This window comes from Sphingomonas sp. SORGH_AS_0789 (assembly GCF_031453055.1).
GTDB lineage: Bacteria > Pseudomonadota > Alphaproteobacteria > Sphingomonadales > Sphingomonadaceae > Sphingomonas.
Map to the genome: position 1 here is coordinate 2,954,593 of NZ_JAVIYV010000001.1, position 19,443 is coordinate 2,974,035.

The 19,443-nt window shown below is 67.6% G+C and carries 17 protein-coding genes; 11 read left to right on the top strand and 6 right to left on the bottom strand.

The window, feature by feature from the left end:
- Nucleotides 1-166: 166 nt before the first annotated feature.
- Together QE360_RS13585 and QE360_RS13590 are read right to left on the bottom strand one after the other, a co-directional pair.
- The gene (locus QE360_RS13585; protein WP_309702276.1) at nucleotides 167-616 is read right to left on the bottom strand and encodes an NfeD family protein; all 450 of its coding nucleotides are present in this window, start codon (nucleotides 614-616) and stop codon (nucleotides 167-169) included.
- Entirely contained in the window at nucleotides 613-1,581 is a 969-nt protein-coding gene (locus QE360_RS13590) for an SPFH domain-containing protein (protein WP_309695875.1), read from the bottom strand. The genes QE360_RS13585 and QE360_RS13590 overlap by 4 nt, the downstream gene beginning before the upstream one ends.
- A gap of 127 nt (nucleotides 1,582-1,708) precedes the next feature.
- Here QE360_RS13590 and guaB point away from each other — a divergent pair, with 127 nt between their 5' ends.
- Genes guaB through QE360_RS13605 form a run of 3 tightly spaced genes read left to right on the top strand, consistent with a single transcriptional unit; the run spans nucleotide 1,709 to nucleotide 4,902 of the window.
- Nucleotides 1,709-3,166 carry an IMP dehydrogenase gene (gene guaB / locus QE360_RS13595; RefSeq protein ID WP_307099198.1) on the top strand — a complete coding sequence of 486 codons (1,458 nt, stop codon included), beginning with the start codon at nucleotides 1,709-1,711 and terminating at the stop codon, nucleotides 3,164-3,166.
- Between the two features lie 18 nt (nucleotides 3,167-3,184).
- Nucleotides 3,185-4,372, top strand: coding sequence for an RsmB/NOP family class I SAM-dependent RNA methyltransferase (locus QE360_RS13600; RefSeq protein ID WP_309702278.1), 1,188 nt, complete (start codon nucleotides 3,185-3,187; stop codon nucleotides 4,370-4,372).
- A gap of 32 nt (nucleotides 4,373-4,404) precedes the next feature.
- The gene (locus QE360_RS13605) at nucleotides 4,405-4,902 is read left to right on the top strand and encodes a tetratricopeptide repeat protein (RefSeq protein ID WP_309695870.1); all 498 of its coding nucleotides are present in this window, start codon (nucleotides 4,405-4,407) and stop codon (nucleotides 4,900-4,902) included.
- A 301-nt stretch (nucleotides 4,903-5,203) separates the two neighbouring features.
- Here QE360_RS13605 and rsmA read toward each other — a convergent pair whose 3' ends face one another.
- Genes rsmA through QE360_RS13625 form a run of 4 tightly spaced genes read right to left on the bottom strand, consistent with a single transcriptional unit; the run spans nucleotide 5,204 to nucleotide 10,729 of the window.
- Nucleotides 5,204-6,028 carry a 16S rRNA (adenine(1518)-N(6)/adenine(1519)-N(6))-dimethyltransferase RsmA gene (gene rsmA, locus QE360_RS13610; RefSeq protein ID WP_309702280.1) on the bottom strand — a complete coding sequence of 275 codons (825 nt, stop codon included), beginning with the start codon at nucleotides 6,026-6,028 and terminating at the stop codon, nucleotides 5,204-5,206.
- A gap of 4 nt (nucleotides 6,029-6,032) precedes the next feature.
- Entirely contained in the window at nucleotides 6,033-7,028 is a 996-nt protein-coding gene (gene pdxA, locus QE360_RS13615) for a 4-hydroxythreonine-4-phosphate dehydrogenase PdxA (RefSeq protein WP_309702284.1), read from the bottom strand.
- Nucleotides 7,029-7,041: 13 nt separating this feature from the next.
- On the bottom strand, nucleotides 7,042-8,424 hold the full coding sequence (locus tag QE360_RS13620) for a peptidylprolyl isomerase (protein WP_307099168.1): 1,383 nt from the start codon (nucleotides 8,422-8,424) through the stop codon (nucleotides 7,042-7,044).
- Between the two features lie 58 nt (nucleotides 8,425-8,482).
- A complete protein-coding gene (locus QE360_RS13625; protein ID WP_405052594.1) occupies nucleotides 8,483-10,729 on the bottom strand; it encodes an LPS-assembly protein LptD in 2,247 nt (748 codons plus the stop codon).
- A 174-nt stretch (nucleotides 10,730-10,903) separates the two neighbouring features.
- Here QE360_RS13625 and QE360_RS13630 point away from each other — a divergent pair, with 174 nt between their 5' ends.
- The 8 genes from QE360_RS13630 (at nucleotide 10,904) to QE360_RS13665 (ending at nucleotide 19,428) form a co-directional block, all read left to right on the top strand.
- Nucleotides 10,904-12,370, top strand: a complete 1,467-nt coding sequence (locus QE360_RS13630; RefSeq protein ID WP_309702288.1) for a leucyl aminopeptidase — start codon at nucleotides 10,904-10,906, stop codon at nucleotides 12,368-12,370.
- Between the two features lie 18 nt (nucleotides 12,371-12,388).
- Nucleotides 12,389-12,829 carry a DNA polymerase III subunit chi gene (locus tag QE360_RS13635; RefSeq protein ID WP_309702291.1) on the top strand — a complete coding sequence of 147 codons (441 nt, stop codon included), beginning with the start codon at nucleotides 12,389-12,391 and terminating at the stop codon, nucleotides 12,827-12,829.
- 121 nt (nucleotides 12,830-12,950) lie between these two features.
- Nucleotides 12,951-13,373, top strand: coding sequence for a nucleoside-diphosphate kinase (gene ndk / locus QE360_RS13640; RefSeq protein ID WP_307099160.1), 423 nt, complete (start codon nucleotides 12,951-12,953; stop codon nucleotides 13,371-13,373).
- Nucleotides 13,373-13,891, top strand: coding sequence for a GNAT family N-acetyltransferase (locus tag QE360_RS13645; protein WP_309702293.1), 519 nt, complete (start codon nucleotides 13,373-13,375; stop codon nucleotides 13,889-13,891). The genes ndk and QE360_RS13645 overlap by 1 nt, the downstream gene beginning before the upstream one ends.
- A 421-nt stretch (nucleotides 13,892-14,312) precedes the next feature.
- Entirely contained in the window at nucleotides 14,313-16,496 is a 2,184-nt protein-coding gene (locus QE360_RS13650) for a M3 family metallopeptidase (protein ID WP_309702295.1), read from the top strand.
- 135 nt (nucleotides 16,497-16,631) lie between these two features.
- Nucleotides 16,632-17,489 carry a serine hydrolase gene (locus QE360_RS13655; RefSeq protein ID WP_309702300.1) on the top strand — a complete coding sequence of 286 codons (858 nt, stop codon included), beginning with the start codon at nucleotides 16,632-16,634 and terminating at the stop codon, nucleotides 17,487-17,489.
- Nucleotides 17,490-17,651: 162 nt separating this feature from the next.
- Complete coding sequence (locus QE360_RS13660) at nucleotides 17,652-19,055, top strand: HWE histidine kinase domain-containing protein (RefSeq protein ID WP_309702303.1); 1,404 nt, start codon at nucleotides 17,652-17,654, stop codon at nucleotides 19,053-19,055.
- 1 nt (nucleotide 19,056) lies between these two features.
- The gene (locus tag QE360_RS13665) at nucleotides 19,057-19,428 is read left to right on the top strand and encodes a response regulator (protein ID WP_309702304.1); all 372 of its coding nucleotides are present in this window, start codon (nucleotides 19,057-19,059) and stop codon (nucleotides 19,426-19,428) included.
- Nucleotides 19,429-19,443: the final 15 nt, after the last annotated feature.

A 19,443-nucleotide genomic window follows, 5' to 3' on the forward strand; every position in this document is an offset into this window, starting at 1 on the left:
AGGCTCCCAAAGTGACGGTGGCAGCATAGCTTTTCGGGTGGGGGGCGCTTGTGGTGGGCGTTTTCCCTTGGCCTTCGACTGCGCTCAGGCCGAACGGGGTTTCGGGATTCCGGAATAACGCCCGTTCAGCCTGAGCGAAGTCGAAGGCCACGCCCCAACGCCCGGCCTAATCCGCCACAGGCTCCACCAGCAACACGCCGCCATCGACATGCGCCACGCGGAGCCGCGTCCCCGTGGCGGCATCGGGCCCGCGCACCGGCCATTCGCCGTCGCCCAGCCGCGCGCGCCCTTCGCCGCCCGCGATCGGCGTCGTGACCGTCACGATCTGCCCGCGCAGCCGCCGGGTGGGCTCGTTCAGGATCGGCGCATCGCTGTCCACGGGAAAGTCCCGGTACCAGCGTCGTCCGATCACGACGCACACCACGCTCCACACCGCGAAATCGGCGAGTTGCAGCCCGACCGGCAGGTCCGGCAACGCCCAGACGGTCACGGCCGTCACCCCCGCCGCGATGGCGAGGAAGATCAGGAAGACGCCCGGCACGAGCAGCTCGGCGATGCCCAGCACCAACCCCGCCGCCAGCCAGAGCGCGGCGGGGTCGATCTCCCCCAGGCTCACGAACCCGACGGCTCGAACGGCCCCGGCCTGGCGGGCGGGGTGGCGGCGCCCGGCTTGTTCGGGGCGAGCGCTTCCTTCGCCAGCTCGCCGATGCCGCCCAGCGTCCCGATCAACTGGGTCGCCTCGACCGGGAAGAGGATCGTCTTGGCATTGGGGCTGGTCGCGAACTTGCCCACTGCCTCGACATATTTCTGCGCGACGAAATAGTTGATCGCCTGCGTCCCGCCCGAGGCGATCGCGTCGGACACGACTCGCGTCGCCTTGGCCTCCGCCTCGGCGGCGCGCTCGCGGGCTTCGGAGTCGCGGAACGCCGACTCGCGGCGCCCTTCGGCCTCCAGGATGCGCGCCTGCTTCTGGCCCTCGGCGCGCAGGATCTCCGACGCGCGCGAGCCTTCCGCCTCCAGGATGTTGGCGCGCTTTTCGCGTTCGGCCTTCATCTGGCGAGCCATGGCGTTGACGATATCGACCGGCGGACGGATGTCCTTGATCTCGACGCGGGTGATCTTCACCCCCCAGGGCGTGGTCGCATGGTCGACCACATTGAGCAGCCGCGCATTGATCTCGTCGCGCTTGGACAAGGTTTCGTCCAGATCCATCGCGCCCATGACGGTGCGCAAGTTGGTCGTCACCAAGTTCAGCAGCGCGACATACAGGTCCGACACCTCATAGGCGGCCTTGGGTGCATCGAGCACCTGGAAGAAGACGACCCCGTCGGTCGAGATCATCGCATTGTCCTTGGTGATGATCTCCTGTCCCGGAATGTCGATCACCTGTTCCATCATGTTCACGCGGCGACCGACGCGATAGAAGAAGGCGGGATAGAAGTTGAAGCCGGGGGCGGCCGTGCCGGTATAGCGGCCGAAATGCTCGATCGTGTACTGATAGCCCTGGCGGACGATCTTGATCGACATCATCAGATACAGAAGCACCAGCAGCACCGCCAGCGCGGCAATGATCACGCCCATCGACAAACTCCCCCAGAGATCGATCCTGACACGTTCTAGCATGGCGGTGCAGCAAGGGCCTAGCGGGAACGGCTCGCTTTGGTTACATGGCCCGCCACTTGTTCCCTTCGCAGGATTTGGCAGCCCCATGGATATCCGCCTCGGCCTCACCTTCGACGACGTGCTCCTCGTTCCGCAGGAGTCCGACGTTCTGCCGAGCAGCGCGGACACGCGCACGCAACTGACCCGCTCGATCGCGCTCAACATCCCCGTCCTGTCGGCGGCGATGGACACCGTGACCGAGGCCGACATGGCGATCGTCATGGCGCAGCTGGGCGGCATGGGCGTTCTGCACCGCAACCTGACGCTCGATCAGCAGGTCGCCGCCGTGCGCCAGGTCAAGCGGTTCGAGAGCGGCATGGTCGTCAACCCGATCACCATCTCGCCGACCGCGACGCTGGCCGAAGCGCAGGCGCTGATGGCGCGGCACCGGATCAGCGGCATCCCCGTCGTCGAATTCGACGGCCGTCTCGTCGGCATCCTGACCAACCGCGACGTGCGCTTCGCCGAGAACCCGCAACAGCCGGTGTCCGAGCTGATGACGCATGAGGATCTGGCGACCGTGAAGGTCGGCGTCGGCCAGGACGAGGCACGCCGCCTGCTCCACGCGCGCCGGATCGAGAAGCTGCTGGTCGTCGACGAAAGCTATCGCTGCGTCGGCCTGATCACCGTCAAGGATATCGAGAAGGCCGTCACCTATCCCTCGGCCACCAAGGATGCCGCCGGTCGCCTGCGCGTCGCTGCGGCTTCGACGGTGGGCGAGAAGGGTTTCGAGCGGACCCGCGCGCTGATCGAGGCGGAGGTCGACTGCGTCATCATCGACACCGCGCACGGCCATAACCGCGACGTCGCCCGCGCGGTCGAGGCGGCCAAGAAGCTGTCCGACACGGTGCAGGTGATCGCGGGCAATGTCGCCACCGCCGCCGCCACCCGCGCGCTGATCGATGCGGGTGCCGATGCGGTGAAGGTCGGCATCGGGCCGGGTTCGATCTGCACCACCCGCGTCGTCGCGGGCGTCGGCGTGCCCCAGTTGACCGCCGTGATGGACTGCGCCGAGGAAGGCTGGAAGTCGGGCGTGCCGGTGATCGCCGATGGCGGCCTGCGCACATCGGGCGATCTCGCCAAGGCGCTGGCGGCCGGGGCGGGCGCCTGCATGGTCGGCTCGCTGCTCGCGGGCACCGAGGAAGCGCCAGGCGAGACCTTCCTGTACCAGGGCCGCGCCTATAAGTCCTATCGCGGCATGGGTTCGGTCGGCGCGATGGGTCGCGGCTCGGCGGACCGTTATTTCCAGGGCGACATCAAGGACCAGATGAAGCTGGTGCCCGAGGGCATCGAGGGCCAGGTCGCCTATAAGGGCCCGGCGCGCGACGTCATCCACCAGCTCGTCGGCGGCATCAAGGCGGCGATGGGCTATACCGGCTCGGCGACGTTGAAGGACCTGCGCGAGCGGGCGCAGTTCGTCCAGATCACGGGGGCGGGCCTGAAGGAAAGCCATGTCCATGACGTGACGATCACGCGGGAAGCTCCCAATTACCCGACCCGCTGAGCCGAGGGACGCCCGCGCATGACCCCCGGTGCCCGCACCCAGGCGGCGATCGAATTGCTGGACGAGATCGTCGCCGCCGCCGCCAGCGGCGGTGCGGCGGCGGACACGCTGATCGCGCGCTATTTCGCGACGCGTCGCTATGCCGGGTCGAAGGACCGGCGGGCGGTGCGCGAGCTGGTTTATGCTGCGATCCGGCAGGCCGGACCGATGCCGGTTTCGGGCCGGTCGGCGATGGTTGCGGTCGCCGATCGCGATCCGGCGGTGGCGGCGACCTTCGACGGGGCGGGCCATGGCCCCGCGCCGATCACGCCCGATGAACCGCGCGCCGAGGGCGGGGTGGCGCCGGGCTGGCTGGTCGAGGCGCTGTCCGCGTCCGGGCTGGATGCGGCCCGGCAGGCCGCGCTGGTCGACCGCGCGCCGCTCGATCTGCGGGTCAACAGCCTGGCGACCACGCGCGAGGCGGTGCTGGAGCAATGGCCCGAAGGCGCGGCCACGCCGCTCGCGCCGCTCGGCATCCGCCTGCCCAACGGGACGGCGGTGGAGTCGTCCGACCTCTACCGCGCCGGACTGGTCGAGGTGCAGGACGAGGGCAGCCAGCTGGTCGGCGTGGCGCTGAACGCGAAACCCGGCGAATGGCTGGTCGACCTGTGCGCCGGGGCGGGGGGCAAGACGCTCCAACTGGCCGCCGCCATGGCCAATCAGGGCGCGCTGCTCGCCTGCGATATCGACCGGGCGCGGCTCCAGAAACTGCCGCCGCGCGCCGAGCGGGCGGGGGCGAGCATCATCGAGAGCCGGTTGCTCAATCCGGGTCAGGAGGCCGAGATGCTGGCCGACTGGGCGGGCAAGGCCGATGGCGTCCTGATCGATGCGCCCTGTTCGGGCACCGGCACCTGGCGGCGCAATCCCGAGGCGCGCTGGCGGCTGACCCCGGAGCGATTGCAGCGGCTGCGCGCGATGCAGGAACAGGTGATGACGATCGGCGCGGGGCTGGTGAAGCCGGGCGGGCGGATGGTCTATATCGTCTGCTCGCTGCTCGATGCCGAAGGGAGCGACCAGGTCGCCGCCTTTCTCGCGCGGCATCCCGGCTGGGTGGCCGCGCCTATCGAACCCGCGATCGGTACGGGCCATGGGCCGGGCCGTCGCCTCGATCCCGCGACGCACGGCACCGACGGCTTTTTTGTCGCCTGCCTCCGGGCACCATGCTAGCATCCGGCTTCGTGCCCAGTCCGGAGTTCCTCATGCGTTTGACGTCCCTGGCCGCCGCCGCCGCATTGGCGGTGGTCTCGCTTTCCACGTCGCTCAGCGGCCAGCGTCCCGACAGCCAGATCGATGCCCGGTCGCTGCAATTGCTGGAGCAGGGGCGCAGCCTGAAGGCGGCGGGCAATCTCGACGGTGCGACCGACATTCTGGAAACGGCGGTGACGGTCGATCCGCGCAACCGCGCCGCCTTCGTGCTGCTTGCCGAGGTCGCCGATGCGCGCGGCCTGCCGGGCAAGGCGATCCGGCTGTATCGCGAGGCGCTGCTGCTCGACCCGAACGACACGCGCGCGCTGCGCGGTCAGGGTGAGGCCCTGGTGCAGAAGGGCGCGATCGCCCGCGCCAAGGACAATCTCGCCAAGATCAAGACGCTGTGCAAGCAGGATTGCGGCGATGCCACCACGCTCGCCGCGCTGATCGCCAAGGGCCCCCCGGTCACGACCGCGCAGGTCGATAGCAAGACCCCGCCGACGCCTTGATTCGAATTCCTCCCTTGCAAGGGGAGGACTAGGGGGGATCGACATTCACGATTGCGTCTTCTTCCCCCTCTCCCCTGGACAGGTGAGAGGGTTAGCGAAGCTTGCCAGCCTGCTGGCTAGCGTAGCTTGGGTGAGGGGTTGAGCGAGCCCAAAGGCTCGCGCGCTCGCCAAGCGAGCGCCACCCCTCACCCAGCTCCGACTAAGTCTTTGCTGTCGCAAAGACCAAGTCTGCGCAACCCTCTCCCCTCTGCGAGGGGCGAGGGAAGAACAGGCATGATGAATGTCGATCCAATCTAATCCTTCACCCGAGCGCGCGGGCCAGGGCGACGAATTCGGCCACGGACAGCGTCTCGGCGCGGCGGGCCGGGTCGATACCGACTGCCTCCATCGCTTCGGTCGCGCCCGCCACCGGCTTCAGGCTCTGGCGCAGCATCTTGCGACGCTGGCCGAAGGCGGCGGCGGTCAGCCGTTCGAGCGTACGGAAGCTGACCCCCTCGGGCGCCTCTTTCGGGGTGATATGGACGACCGCCGACATGACCTTGGGCGGCGGGGTGAAGGCGGATCGATGGACCGGCATCGCGATCCGCGAATCGCTGCGCCACTGGGTCAGGACGGCCAGGCGGCCATAGGCGGACTGGTCGGCACCGGCGACGATCCGCTCGGCCACTTCCTTCTGGAACATCAGCGTGCAGGACTGCCACCAGGGCAGCCATGCCCCCGACAGCCAGCCGACCAGCAGCGGCGTGCCGACATTATAGGGCAGGTTCGAGACGATGTGCGGCTTGCTCTCGAACAGCTCGGGCGCGTTGATGCGCAGCGCATCGCCCTCGATGACCTTCAGCCGGTCGGGAAACGCCTCGGACAGTTCAGCGAGCGCGGGGATGCAGCGACGGTCGCGCTCGATCGCGGTCACGCGCGCGCCCGCCATCAGGAGCGCACGGGTCAGGCCGCCGGGGCCGGGGCCAATCTCCAGCACCTCTTGGTCGGTCAGGTCGCCGGGGATCGCGGCGATCCGCGCGAGCAGCTGGCCGTCGAACAGGAAATTCTGGCCGAGGGACTTGGCGGCGGACAGGCCATGGCGCGCGATGACATCGCGCAACGGCGGCAGGGGCGTGATCGGGGTCATGCGGTCAGGCCGCGGCCTCGGCCCGGCGTCGCGCCGCATCGCCCGCCATGGCGATCGCGGCGATCATCGCGCCGGGATGCGCCTGATCCTGCCCGGCAATGCCGAAGGCGGTGCCGTGGTCGGGCGAGGTCCGCACGATCGGCAGTCCCAGCGTGATGTTGACCCCCTCGTCGAAATGCAGCGTCTTGAGCGGCACCAGCGCCTGATCGTGATAGCAGCACAGCACCGCGTCATAGGCGGTGCGCGCGCGGGGGTGGAACAGTGTGTCGGCGGCGAAGGGGCCGGTCGCGTCGATCCCCTCGGCCCGCAGCTGTGCGATGGCGGGTTCGATCAGCTCGATCTCCTCACGCCCGATCGCGCCGCCTTCGCCCGCATGCGGGTTCAGCCCGGCAAAGGCCAGGCGGGGGGCGGTGATGCCGAAATTGCGGCATAGCCCGCGCGCGGTGGCGCGGCCCTTGGCGACGATCAGCTCGACCGACAACAGCCCCGATACCGCCGCGAGCGGCACATGGGTGGTGATCGGCACCACGCGCAGCGACGGCCCTGCCAGCATCATGACGGCATTGGCACCCGCCACGCCGCAACGCTCGGCGACGAATTCGGTCTGCCCCGGATGGGTGAAGCCGATATCGTAGAGCTGTGCCTTGCTGACCGGCCCGGTCACCAGCGCGCCGGCGGCATCCGAGCGGACGAGGCCGACCGCCAGCTCCAGCGCGTGGAGCGCGCAGCGTGCGCCCTCGACATCCGGGCGGCCGGGGTGGATTTCGCCCGCATCGTCGACCGACAGGATGGGCAGCGCCGTATCGAACGCCGAAACCGCCGCCGCCATGTCGGTGACGCGCCGGGTCGGCCCGTCCCAGACCCGCTCGATCGCGCGCGCATCGCCGACCGCGACGAAGGGCGGCAAACCGGCCGCGTCGCGCGCGGCCCAGGCCTTGGCGATGATCTCCGGACCGATACCGGCCGGGTCGCCCATCGAAATCGCCAGAGGCCGGATCATGCCGTCGCTCCCATCACCGATATTCGATCACCGCGTCGCGGCGAAGGTCGCGCATCTTCTGGTTGGCGCGCAGGTTCACGCGCTGCTGCTCCAGCTGGTTCTGCAACTGGTCGTTGGTGGGCAGATTGCCCGAGCGCGGCTCTTCGCGGTCGCACAGCACCAGCGAGCGGACGCCCTGCTCCGGCGAGCCGAAGGGCGGGGTCGCCTGGCCGATCTGGAGCTTCAGCAGGATTTCCTGGAGCGGCGCGGGCAGCTGGCGGATCGTCACCTGGTCGTTGTCGACCACCTCGGCCTTCAGCTGGGTCGCCACGCGCTGCACGTCGCCGCAGCCGCGGATCGCCTGGGTCGCCTTGGCGAATTCCGCCGCGCGGGCGCTCGCCTGCGCCTGGGTGGTGCCCGCCGGGAACTTGACGGTCAGCTGCTTGAGCGACAGCCGCGAATCGCGCGGATCGGCGGTCAGCACCTGCCGCTTGTCGGTCAGGTACAGGATCGAGAAGCCGCCGGGGATCTGGATCGGTCCGGCGACCTGGCCGACCTGCATCTGGCCCACCGCCGCCTGCAGTTCGGGCGGCAGCTGCGCAGAACGGACCCAGCCCAGATCGCCGTTCACCGCACGCGTCGACGCCTCGGAGAAGCTGCGCGCGAAATATTCGAAGGGCTGCTGCCCCTTCTGGATCTCGGCGATGATCTGCCGCGCATTGGCGAAGACCTGCTGCGCGGTCGCCTCGTTGGCGGACAGGAAGATTTCCTTGAGGTTATATTCCTCGGTGCCCTTGGCGGCTTCCAGGCGGGCGCGGATCGCGTTCACCTCTTCGTCGCCGACATTGACCGTCGGCTCGACCTTGCGGCGGAGATAGCGGCTCCAGGCCAGCTCGCCCTCGATCTGGCGACGCATCGACTTTTCCGAGGAGCCGACCTGGCGCAGGAAGGCGTTCATCTGGCTGGGCGTCTTGCCGAACTGCTGCGAGAAGCGGGCATAGGCCTGGTTGATCTCGTCGGGCGTGACCGTGATGTCGGCGGTCTTCGCCTCCTGGATTTGCAACGTCTCGTCGATCAGCTGGCGCAGGATCTGCATGCGCAGCCGGTCGCGGTCCTCCGCCGACAGGTTGGTGACATTGTTCAGCGCCAGCGCCAGCGCCATGCGCTGGTCGAGGTCGGTGCCGGTCAGCACCGTGTCGTTCACGATCGCGGTCGGCTTGCGGATATTGGGGTCCAGCTTGCCGAACAGCTGAAGGTTCGAGGGGATGTTGAGCCCGCCCGTGTCGGGCACGGCCTGATCCGGAACCGTTTGCGCCAGCGCGCCCGCGGCGACGGCGGCGAGCATCAGCGTGCCCCCGATGCGAAGGAAGCGGGCCTTGGAACGAATGTCGTGCTTCACCGTGTCTGTGATCCTCATCGCGCCAGCTTTCGGCGCGTAACCGCGGGGGTATGGGTCAACCATGCTGAATGTCGGCTTAGCGACCGAGATTGGTGAAGGCCAGCGTCAACAGAAAGCTGTTGCCCGCCCGCGCGTCGCCGGTGTTCACATAATCGCGCCGCCAGGTGAAGCCGAGGCGAAGGCAATCATCCTCATATTGCACGCCCAGCCGGTGACGAATCGGATCGAAGCCATTGGCAACCGACAGAGAATCCTCCGACCGGTCGGTCAGGTCGATGACCGTCGAGCCAAAGGCCGACCAGAAGCGGGCGAATTGCACGCGCCCTGCCAGCCGCACTTCCTCGCGGTCCTGCAAATCCTCGATCGAGGGGAAGATATGCCGGTTCAGCCGCAGATAGCCCGCCTGGAAATAGGTGGCGCGCGATCCGATCGTCGCGTCCAGCTCGTTGCGGCGAACCGCGAAACTGTCCTTGTCCAGCCGGAACCGGTGGGTCAGCGAGACGAAGTCGCGGAAGCGCAGTTCGGTCCGCCCCACGATATCCGACCAGCGATCGGACAGGCCGGTGCCCGGATAGAGGATGGTCTGGCGGTCGTTCAGGCGAAAGCTCTGTCCCACCAGCGTGTCGAGGGTGAAGCCGGGCAGGGTGAGCGCCCATTGCGCGCCGTAGGTGATGCGCGTCGAATCCTCGAACCGGTCATAGCCGGGGAAGCGGTTGAGCGCGAAGAGGTTGGAATCCTCCAGATCGACCGCGCGGGCATCCTCGTTGGGGATGCCGAGATTGCGGATCGGCGGGCTGGCGACGATCTGGACGCGCGGGGTGAAGCGCTGGCTGCCGCCCCACAGCTCGCCGACGAAGGGCCATTTGACATCGACCGCCAGCGCCCCGATCGCGCGCCCCTGGAACCCGTCCAGCCCCTGATAGACCAGCGGCGTGGTCGCGATGTTGCTGGAATTATAGGCGTCGCCGCGCGCATAGGCGGTGAACGTCACCTCCTGGCCCCAGTTGGTCAGGCGGCGCAGGTCCCAGCGCAGGCTGGCAAAGGCGCGCTGCGTGTCCTGGCCCGCCGTCCGGCTGATCGCCAGCGTGTTGAGCTGCATCTCGAACTTGCCGCCCAGCAAGCCGTCGTTGAAGCGGCGGCGATAGTCGATCTCGGGCAGGGCGATCGCCTGTTGCCCCTGCGGGTCGTTGACGCGCAGCGTCTGCACGTACCAGCCGTTGATCGCGAAATAGCTGTCGGCGTCGATCCGCTCCAGGCTGGCCGTGGTGCGCAGCCGGTCGTCGCGCGAAATGTCGTAACGGCGCAGGAAGGTGCGGTCGGTCGTCACCCGCAGCGAGCCCGACAGGCTCCATTCGGGGGAAAACTGGTATCGGCCGATCCCGTCGAGATAGCCGCGAAACGCCTGGGTCGTGTCGGTCGGGTTCAGCGTGTTCAGGTCGTCGCTGCGGCGGCTGGCGGTGGCATAGCCGGTCAGGCGGAATGCGCCCAGCGTGTTCAGCGCCTCATATTCCGCCTCCATCATCGGCAGCACGGCGGTGAAGACGTGCGGCGTGACGGTCAGCCCCTTGTTGGGCGCGAGCTTCCAATAATAGGGCGCGGCGATCTCGATCCCGTTGACCCGGTCGAGCCGGATGTCGGGGGTCAGGAAGCCGCTGTCGCCGCCCGATCCCACCGGCGCGGACAGGCGCGGCAGCGGGATGGTGGGCAGGCCGAACAGGTTCAGTCGCGCGCCGTTGAAATAGACGCGCTCGCGGTCCGGGCGATAGGTGACGCGGACCGCCGTGATCTTCCACGACGGCTCCTTGGGGCAGCCCTCGGACGTCTCGACCGCGCAGGGCGTATAGGCGGCATGTTCGAGATTGACGGTGCCGTCGGTCTGGCGGGTGCCGCGATCCGCCGCCAGGCGCCCGCCCTGTTCGAGCACGACCAGCATATTGTCGACCACCCCGTCCTTCATTGAGTCGGTCAGCTCGATCTGGTCGCCATAGGCAATGTCGCCTTCGGGGTTGGTGATCGCGATATTGCCGGTGGCCAGCACCTTGCCGCTCTTGCGGTTCCACGTCACCTTGTCGGCGCGCAGGCGTTCCCCGTCGCGGATCATGCGGACATCGCCGGTCGCCGTCACGATATCGGCGTCGATGTCATATTCCAGCTGCGCCGCGCTGAAGCGGACCTGGTTGGGGTCCTCGGGCGCGGGGCCGTCGGCGGGCGGCGGTGCCACGGGGCGGTCCTGCAGATCCTGCGCGGCGGCAGGCGCGGCGGCGAACGCGGCCAACAGGGCGAGGGGCAGGGTGCTGCCGGTCAGAAGCGTCGATCGCAACACGATGATACCAGGTCCGTCCTTGCCGACATGATGATGAAAGCCTCCCCCCGGCAGGGCGACGCCGCGAATGGCCCGCCTATCGCATCACCGGCCGCCCGCTGCAATCGCGCGCTTGCCACATCGGCTCCAAGGCCTAGATGATAGCCGCTGTTACTTGTTCATCAGGGGTTTCCCATGCAGATCGCGTTTACCTCCGCCGTCGAAACCGGCGATGTCATCGTCCTTCCCGTCGCGAAGGGCAAGGTCGACACGGTGCAATTCGGCGGCGAGGAACAGGGCGCACTGGGCAAGGCGGCCATCGAGGCGGCGCGTTTCAAGGGCGATGCGGGCACGATCGCCGAGTTCTTCGCGACCGTCGACGGCGCGGTGCGCCGGGTCGTCCTGCTCGGCATCGGCGAGGGTTCGGCGGCCGACTGGCGCAAGGCGGGCGGCGCGCTGACCGCCAAGCTGCTGACCTCGGCATCGTCGGCGTCGGTCGACCTGACCGGGCTGGACGGCCAGCCCGCGGCCGAGGCCGTGGCGGGCTTTGCCGGGGCGGCGGTGCAGCGCGGCTGGCGCTATGACGTGTACCGCACCAAGCTGCCCGAAAGCGCCAAGCCGGTGCTGACCCGCATCGCGATCGTGGGGGCAGGCGCCGAGGCGGAAGCTGCCTATGCGCGCATCCACGCGGTCAATGGCGGGCTGGAGCTGACCCGCACGCTCGTCTCCGAGCCGCCGAACAAGCTCTATCCCGAGAGCTTCGTCGAGCGCGTGCTGCGCGACGTCGAGGGTCTGGGCCTGGAAATCACCGTGCTGGACGAGGCGCAGATGCGCGACCTGGGCATGGGCGCGCTGCTGGGCGTCAGCCAGGGTTCGGTGCGCGAGGGGCGCCTGCTGGTCTTGAAGTGGAATGGCGGCGCGGCGGATGCCGAGACGCTGGCGCTGGTCGGCAAGGGTGTGACCTTCGACACCGGCGGCATCTCGATCAAGCCCGCTGCGGGCATGGAAGACATGAAGTGGGACATGGGCGGCGCCGGTGCGGTCGCGGGCGCGATGAAGGCGATCGCCGCGCGCAAGGCCAAGGCGAACGTCGTCGGCGTCATGGGCCTGGTCGAGAACATGCCCGACGGCAATGCGCAGCGCCCCGGTGACGTGGTGACGTCGATGTCGGGCCAGACGATCGAGGTCATCAACACCGATGCGGAAGGCCGCCTGGTCCTGTGCGACGCGCTGACCTGGGTCCAGAAGACCCATTCGCCCTCGACCATCGTCGATCTCGCCACGCTGACCGGTGCGATGATCATCAGCCTGGGCCATGAGCATGGCGGCCTGTTCGCCAATGACGATGGGCTGGCCGATGCGCTGCTCGCGGCGAGCAAGGCCACCGACGAGAAGCTGTGGCGCTTCCCGCTGTCCGACGCCTATGACAAGCTGATCGACAGCCCGATCGCCGACATGAAGAATGTCGGCCCGCGCGGCGGCGGCTCGATCACGGCGGCGCAGTTCCTGAAGCGCTATATCAACGAGGGCGTCGCCTGGGCGCATCTCGACATCGCCGGCATGGTCTGGTCGGACAAGCCGGGCGTCAACCACTACAAGGGCGCGACCGGATACGGCGTGCGCCTGCTCGACCAGTTCGTCGCGGACCGGTTCGAGGCGTAAGGAGCACAGGGCGGCGCGATGCAGGTCGACTTCTATCATCTGACCATGGCGCCGCTCGACCGGCTGCTTCCCGTCATCGCCGATCGGGTGATGGCGGGGGGCGGGCGGCTGCTGATCGTCAGCGGCGACCCCGACCAGCGGGCTGCCCTCGATCGGCAGCTCTGGATGGTCCCGGCGGACGGCTTCCTGCCGCATGCCCAGGCGGGGGAGGGCGATGATGCCGCCCAGCCGATCCTGATTTCGGGCGAGGTACGGCCCGCCAATGGCGCACGGCATGTCGCGCTGGCGGACGGCGTGTGGCGTGACGCGGCGCTGGACTTCGACCGCGCCTTCCACTTCTTCGACGGCGACCGGATCGCCGAGGCGCGCACCGCCTGGCGGGCGCTCGCCGATCGCGAGGGCGTCGAGCGGCGCTATTGGAAGCAGAACGACCAAGGCCGCTGGGAACAGGCGGCGTAACATTCCTCCCCGTCCCGGTGAGGACCAGCTTGTTGCCATAAGACATTGCATTGCCTTCGCGCCGCGACTAGGGCGACGCCACTTCCAGCCAACACCCTAATTCAGGAGCTGCGTGACCATCATGGCCGCGAACCGTACCTTTTCGATCATCAAGCCCGACGCGACCCGCCGCAACCTGACCGGCGCCGTCACCAAGATGCTGGAGGACGCCGGTCTGCGCGTCGTCGCCTCGAAGCGCATCCACATGACCCGTGAGCAGGCCGAGGGCTTCTACGCGGTCCACAAGGAGCGCCCCTTCTTCAACGATCTGGTCGAGTTCATGATCTCGGGCCCGGTCGTCGTGCAGGTGCTCGAGGGCGAGAACGCCATGCAGCGCAACCGCGACATCATGGGCGCGACCAACCCGGCGAACGCCGAGCCGGGCACGATCCGCAAGGAACTGGCCGAGTCGATCGAAGCCAACACCGTCCATGGTTCGGACTCGGACGAGAATGCCGCGATCGAGATCGCGTATTTCTTCAAGCCGGAAGAAATCGTCGGCTGATGGAATGGCGGCTGCGACGGGCCGGGCCGGGCGACGCGCCTGCGCTGTCGCTCGTCGCGGCCGCCACCTTCCTCGAAACCTTTGCCGGGACCATTGCCGGTCCCGACATGGTGTATCACTGCACCACCAACAGCTCGCCCGCCAAGTTCGATCGCTGGATCGCGGACGACGCCTGCGTCGTCACTTTGGCCGAGCATCCCGATGGCGCGGCGCCGGTCGGCTATACGCTTCTCGTCCCGCCCGACCTGCCGGTCGAGACCGACGAGCATGATATCGAACTCCGCCGCATCTATGCGCTGTCGTTGACGCGCGGTTCGGGGCTGGGCCACAGGCTGATGGCCCGCGCGCTGGACGATGCCCGCGCACTCGGGCGACGCCGGATGCTGCTGGGCGTCCTCGGCATCAACGAAAATGCCCGCGCCTTCTATGAGCGCGAAGGCTTCACGCTGGCAGGCACGCGCCAGTTCCGGGTCGGCGACACCGTCTATGACGATGTCGTCTATGCCCGCCGCCTCTAGGTCGGATCGACATTAAGCCATGCCTTTCCGTCCCTCGCCCCTCGCAGAGGGGAGAGGGTTGCGCAGACTTGGCCTTTGCGTAGCAAAGGCTTAGTCGGAGCTGGGTGAGGGGTGGGCGCTCGCTTCGCGAGCGCGCGAGCCTTTGGGCTTGCTCAACCCCTCACCCAAGCTGCGCTAGCCAGCAGGCTGGCAAGCTTCGCTAACCCTCTCCCCTTTCCAGGGGAGAGGGGAAGAAGAAGCAATCGTGAATGTCGATCGACCCTAAGGCGACGACGCGACGACCGGCAGGCGGCCGCGCGTAACGGCAGGCGGGCGCACCGCGCATCTCCCCTCCGCCCACGCGGACCGTCCCGCCCCGGCTCTTGATCCGCAGGCTTCGCAGGAGCATGGCACAGGCCATTCGCTAGTTGATGGAGCCCCCATGCGCCTGTTCGCCGCGACTGCCACGATCCTGCTGATGTCGACCACCGCGATTGCCCAGACGCCGGCCTCCGCCCCGGCCGGTGCAAATGCGGTGTCCCTGCCCGCGTCCAATCCCTTTGCCGCGGCCAGCACGCTGCCGCTGGGGGCGCCGCCCTTCGATCGGATCAAGAGCAGCGACTATGCGCCCGCCCTGCTGGCGGGAATGGCGCAGCAACGGGCGGAGGTGCGGGCGATCGCCAATGCACGCAGCGCGCCGACGTTCGACAATACGATCGCCGCGCTCGAACGGTCGGGCCGGTTGCTGGAGCGCGCCAGCCTGGCTTTCGAGGGCGTGGTCGGTGCCAATACCGACGATGTCCTGCAAAAGACCGAGGCCGATCTGGCCCCGGCCTTCGCCGCGCATCAGGATGCGATCAACCTGGACCCCGCGCTGTTCGCGCGCGTCCGGACGCTGTACGACAAGCGTCGGACGCTGGGCCTGACGCCCGAGCAGCTTCAGGTGCTGACGCTTACCTATCAGAATATGGTGCGCGCGGGCGCGCTCCTGTCCCCGGCCGACAAGGTCACGCTGAGCCAATATAACGCGCAACTGTCGACGCTGGAGACCGCGTTCCAGCAGAAGCTGCTCGCCGCGACCAAGGCGGGTGCGCTGGTGGTCGAGGACCGCGCCAAGCTGGCCGGACTGTCCGAGGCGGAGATCGCGGCGGCGGCCGATGCGGCCAAGGCGCGGGGGCTGGCCGGCAAATATGTGCTGACCCTGCAGAACACCACCCAGCAGCCCGAGCTTGCCAGCCTGACCGATCGCGCCACGCGCGAGGCGCTGTTCCGGGCGAGCTGGACGCGTGCGGAGAAGGGTGACGCCAACGATACCCGCGACACGATCGCGCAGATCGCCCTGCTCCGGGCGCAAAAGGCGAAGCTGCTCGGCTTCCCCACCTGGGCCGATTACGTGCTGCAGGACCAGATGGCCAAGAACCCGCAGACCGCGCTCGCCTTCATGCAGCGGCTGGGCAAGCCCGTCGCCGACGAGCAGCATCGCGAGGCGGCGGAATTGCAGGCGCGGATCAAGGCGACCGGCGGCGATTTCAAGCTGAAGCCCTGGGACTGGGATTTCTATTCGGAACAGGTTCGCAAGGCGAAATATGATCTGAACCAGGACGAGCTGAAACCCTATTTCGAGATCAACAAGGTCCTGACCGACGGTGTCTTCTATGCCGCGCACGAGCTGTACGGCCTGACCTTCAAGCGCCGCACCGACATTCCCGTCTATCAGCCCGACGTGATGGTCTATGAGGTGGACGAAGCGAACGGCGCCATGCTGGGCCTGATGTATTTCGACTATTGGAAGCGCGACAACAAGAATGGCGGCGCGTGGATGTCGAACTTCGTCAACCAGTCGGAGCTGATCGGCACCAAGCCGGTCATCTATAACGTCGCGAACTTCACCAAGCCCGCCGCCGGTCAGCCCGCCCTGATCAGCTTCGACGATGTCGTGACCATGTTCCACGAATTCGGCCATGCGCTGCACGGCCTGTTCGCGAACCAGGTCTATCCCTCGGTATCGGGCACGAATACCGCCCGCGACTTCGTGGAGTTCCCCTCGCAGTTCAACGAGCATTGGGCGCTCGATCCCAAGGTGCTGTCGCATTATGCGGTGAACTACAAGGACGGAAAGCCCATCCCGCAGGCGCTGGTCGACAAGATCAAGCGGGCCAGCACCTTCAATTCGGGCTATTCCTTCGGCGAGGCGCTGGCCGCGGCCGAGCTGGACATGAGCTGGCATTCGCTGACGGCGGCGCAGGGGCGGCAGGATGTCGATGCCTTTGAAGACAAGGCGCTGGCCGCGACCGGGCTGGACATTGCCGGGGTGCCGCCACGCTATCGCTCCAGCTATTTCCTCCACATATGGTCGAACGGCTATTCGGCGGGCTATTACGCCTATAGCTGGACCAAGATGCTGAGCGCCAATGCGTTCAACTGGTTCGAACGCCATGGCGGCATGACCCGTGCCAATGGCCAGCGGTTCCGCGACATGATCCTGTCGAAGGGGCATACGGAGGATTATGCGCCGATGTTCCGGGCCTTCAACGGCGCGGACCCGCAAGTCGGCCCGTTGCTCAAGGACCTGGGCCTGGACGCCGATACCGCGGAGCATGCGCAGACCGGGACGACCGCCGGATAGGCCGGTGCCGGGCGGCATGACGGTGTGCCGCCCGAAAAAATCGCCTGGTCTCATGACCGTCATATTCCACGCGACGCGTCCGGTTTTTGCGGCTAGCGTCGATCCATTATCCCATGCCGTGATCGAGGAAGGTTGATGCGAGTAGCCCTGCTTTTCCGTCTTTTTCTGACGGGTATGGCGGCGAGTTTCACGAACCCGGCATCGGCGGTCACCCCGACGTCCGAACTGGTCGAGCTTCAGCGCGAGATGAACGCGCTGCTGGCCGGGCGTTCGGGGGAATATGGCATCGCCGCGATCGATCTGCGCGACGGCTATACCGCCAGCGTGAACGGCACGATCCCCTTTCCGATGGCGAGCACGGTGAAGCTGGCCATCGCGGCCGCCTATCTGACCGAGGTCGACCAGGGGCGGCGGAGCCTGGGCGACATGATCCATGGCCGCACCGCCGCGAAGGCGATGGAGGCGATGATCGTGCGCAGCGACAATCTGGCGGCCGACCAGCTGTTCGCGGCGGTCGGCGGCCCTGCCAAGGTCCAGCAATGGCTATGGACCCAGAACATCACCGGCATCCGGGTCGACCGGACGATCGCCCAGCTCCTCCGCGAGCGCGGCCATCTGGCGGACATCAAGGACGTCGCGACGCCGGTTGCCATGGTCACCCTGCTGAAACGGCTCGACAGCGGCTCGGTCCTCGCGCCGCAGAGCCGTGCCTTCCTGCTCGGCCTGATGCGGCAATGCCGGACGGGCACCCGCCGTATCCGCGCGCTGCTGCCCGCCGGAACGCTGGTGGAGGACAAGACGGGGACGCTGGACGGCATTTCGAACGATGTCGGGTTCATCACCATGCCCGACGGCCGCCGCGTGGCGATCGCCGTGTTCGCGCGCGGGGGACGCGATCGCCAGCCGGTCATCGCCGAGCTGTCGCGGATGATCTATGATCGCTTCACCGACAGCGTCCGCAATGCGGTCGCGGCGTTCATGAAGCTGCGATAACCGGGCCGGAAGCGGTCGATCCGCTCCGGTCGGCGTGCGGAGTACCGCGCACATACGGAAAATGGCTGGACAAACCCATCGGGGATTTGTCTTTTTAATGATCTACGTTAGCGCAGGCGGCAGGACGGGCCGGGGGGCCTTGTCCCGCTTTCGGGTGGCAGAATGATCAGGACACAGCCAGGCAGCATCTTCGATCGGATCATCATCTGGTCTTTCGACCGACCGGTGTCGGGTTTCACGCGCTATACGCTGGCGGCGCTGGTCGTCGCATTCGTGGCGGTCGCACGGATCCTCATCATCCCCGACGAACTGCCATGGCTGCTCTTCATTCCGGCCACGATCGGCGTGGCGCTGGTCCTGGGGCTGGGCGCGGGACTGTTCGCCAGCATGGCGTCCACGGTCGCCGGCGCCCTGTCGATCGGCCATGCTGCCAACCCCTATTGGCTGCCGGACAATCAATGGGCGGCGGCGGCGGTGTTCCTCTTCATCCTGATCGGCATGGTCATGATGACCGGCGAATTGCGCGACACGCTGCGGCGGTCGCTGGCGCTGAACGCCGAACTGGTCGAGCGGGAGCGTTCCTCGGCGGAGCGCGAGGTGTTCCTGTCCAGCGTCCTGGCCGCGTCCACCGACTGCATCAAGGTCGTGGACCTGGACGGCAACCTGACCTTCATGAGCGAGGGCGGCATGAAGGTGATGGACATCAGCGACTTCAACGCGGTCCGTGGCTGTCCCTGGGCGGATTTCCTGAAGGGCAACGGCCCGGTCCAGGCCCGCGCGGCGCTGAAGGCGGCGGCCGAGGGGCGTTCGTCGCATTTCGAGACGCCTGCGGACACCTATATCGGCGTTCCCAAATGGTGGTCGGTTTCCGTCTCGCCCATCCCCGGCCCGGATGGCCGCCCGGCGCGTATCCTGTCGGTGTCGCGCGACCTTACTGCGCTGTACGAAGCCCGCGAGCAGCAGAAGCTCCTGAACGGCGAGCTGAGCCACCGGCTGAAGAATGTGCTGACCCTGGTCCAGTCGATCGCCAATCAGACGCTGCGCGGTGCGCACAGCATCGAACAGGCTTCCGCCGCCTTCTCCTCGCGGCTCGCCTCGCTGGGGCGGGCGACCGATGTGCTGACCACCACCGCATGGCAGCAGGCGGAGCTTCACGATGTCATCGAGGCCGGGCTGTCGGCCGTCTCCGGGATGAGGGACCGGATCGCGATCGATGGTCCGCGCATCCGATTGAACTCGCATGTCGCGCTGGCGTTGACCCTGGCTTTCCACGAGCTGGCGACCAATGCGACCAAATATGGCGCGCTCGGCAACGATACGGGATCGGTGACCTTGCGATGGCAGGTCAGCGGCACGCAGGGCAGCGCCTGTTTCCATCTGCGCTGGCAGGAACAGGGCGGGCCGCCGGTCGTCCGGCCGTCACAGCGCGGCTTTGGATCGCGCATGATCGAACGCTCGCTCGGCGCCTATTTCCGGGGCAGGACGGTGCTCGACTTTCCACCCGAAGGGGTCGTGTTCCGGATCGATGCGCCGCTCGGCGACACCGGCGAGCTGATCGACGGCTGATATGGTACAGGCCAATCCGCCGCGCAGCATCCTCATCGTCGAGGATGAGCCGTTCGTCCGCCACGACCTGGCGGACTTTTTCGAGGATCGCGGCTTTCAGGTCTTCGCGGCGCAGGATGCCGACACGGCGGCCGAGATCCTCGCCGCGCACGCCTCCATCCGCATCGTGCTTACCGATGTGCAGATGGCGGGGACGATGGACGGGGTGAAGCTGGCGCATGTCGTGCGCGACCGCTGTCCGCTGGCGATCCTCATCATCGTGTCGGGCATGGGGCATCCGCCCATAGCCGACCTGCCCGACGGATCGGTGTTCCTCGCCAAGCCGTTCGATCCCCGGTACGTGCTGGACGAGATCGAGCGCCTGTCCGCCTGACGGTCCGACCGGCCG

Coding starts and splice junctions, on each gene's coding strand:
- QE360_RS13590 (WP_309695875.1), bottom strand. CDS start 1,581: ATGGGCGTGATCATTGCCGCGCTGGCGGTGCTGCTGGTGCTTCTGTAT.
- guaB (WP_307099198.1), top strand. CDS start 1,709: ATGGATATCCGCCTCGGCCTCACCTTCGACGACGTGCTCCTCGTTCCG.
- QE360_RS13600 (WP_309702278.1), top strand. CDS start 3,185: ATGACCCCCGGTGCCCGCACCCAGGCGGCGATCGAATTGCTGGACGAG.
- QE360_RS13605 (WP_309695870.1), top strand. CDS start 4,405: ATGCGTTTGACGTCCCTGGCCGCCGCCGCCGCATTGGCGGTGGTCTCG.
- rsmA (WP_309702280.1), bottom strand. CDS start 6,028: ATGACCCCGATCACGCCCCTGCCGCCGTTGCGCGATGTCATCGCGCGC.
- pdxA (WP_309702284.1), bottom strand. CDS start 7,028: ATGATCCGGCCTCTGGCGATTTCGATGGGCGACCCGGCCGGTATCGGT.
- QE360_RS13620 (WP_307099168.1), bottom strand. CDS start 8,424: ATGAGGATCACAGACACGGTGAAGCACGACATTCGTTCCAAGGCCCGC.
- QE360_RS13630 (WP_309702288.1), top strand. CDS start 10,904: ATGCAGATCGCGTTTACCTCCGCCGTCGAAACCGGCGATGTCATCGTC.
- QE360_RS13635 (WP_309702291.1), top strand. CDS start 12,389: ATGCAGGTCGACTTCTATCATCTGACCATGGCGCCGCTCGACCGGCTG.
- ndk (WP_307099160.1), top strand. CDS start 12,951: ATGGCCGCGAACCGTACCTTTTCGATCATCAAGCCCGACGCGACCCGC.
- QE360_RS13645 (WP_309702293.1), top strand. CDS start 13,373: ATGGAATGGCGGCTGCGACGGGCCGGGCCGGGCGACGCGCCTGCGCTG.
- QE360_RS13650 (WP_309702295.1), top strand. CDS start 14,313: ATGCGCCTGTTCGCCGCGACTGCCACGATCCTGCTGATGTCGACCACC.
- QE360_RS13655 (WP_309702300.1), top strand. CDS start 16,632: ATGCGAGTAGCCCTGCTTTTCCGTCTTTTTCTGACGGGTATGGCGGCG.
- QE360_RS13660 (WP_309702303.1), top strand. CDS start 17,652: ATGATCAGGACACAGCCAGGCAGCATCTTCGATCGGATCATCATCTGG.
- QE360_RS13665 (WP_309702304.1), top strand. CDS start 19,057: ATGGTACAGGCCAATCCGCCGCGCAGCATCCTCATCGTCGAGGATGAG.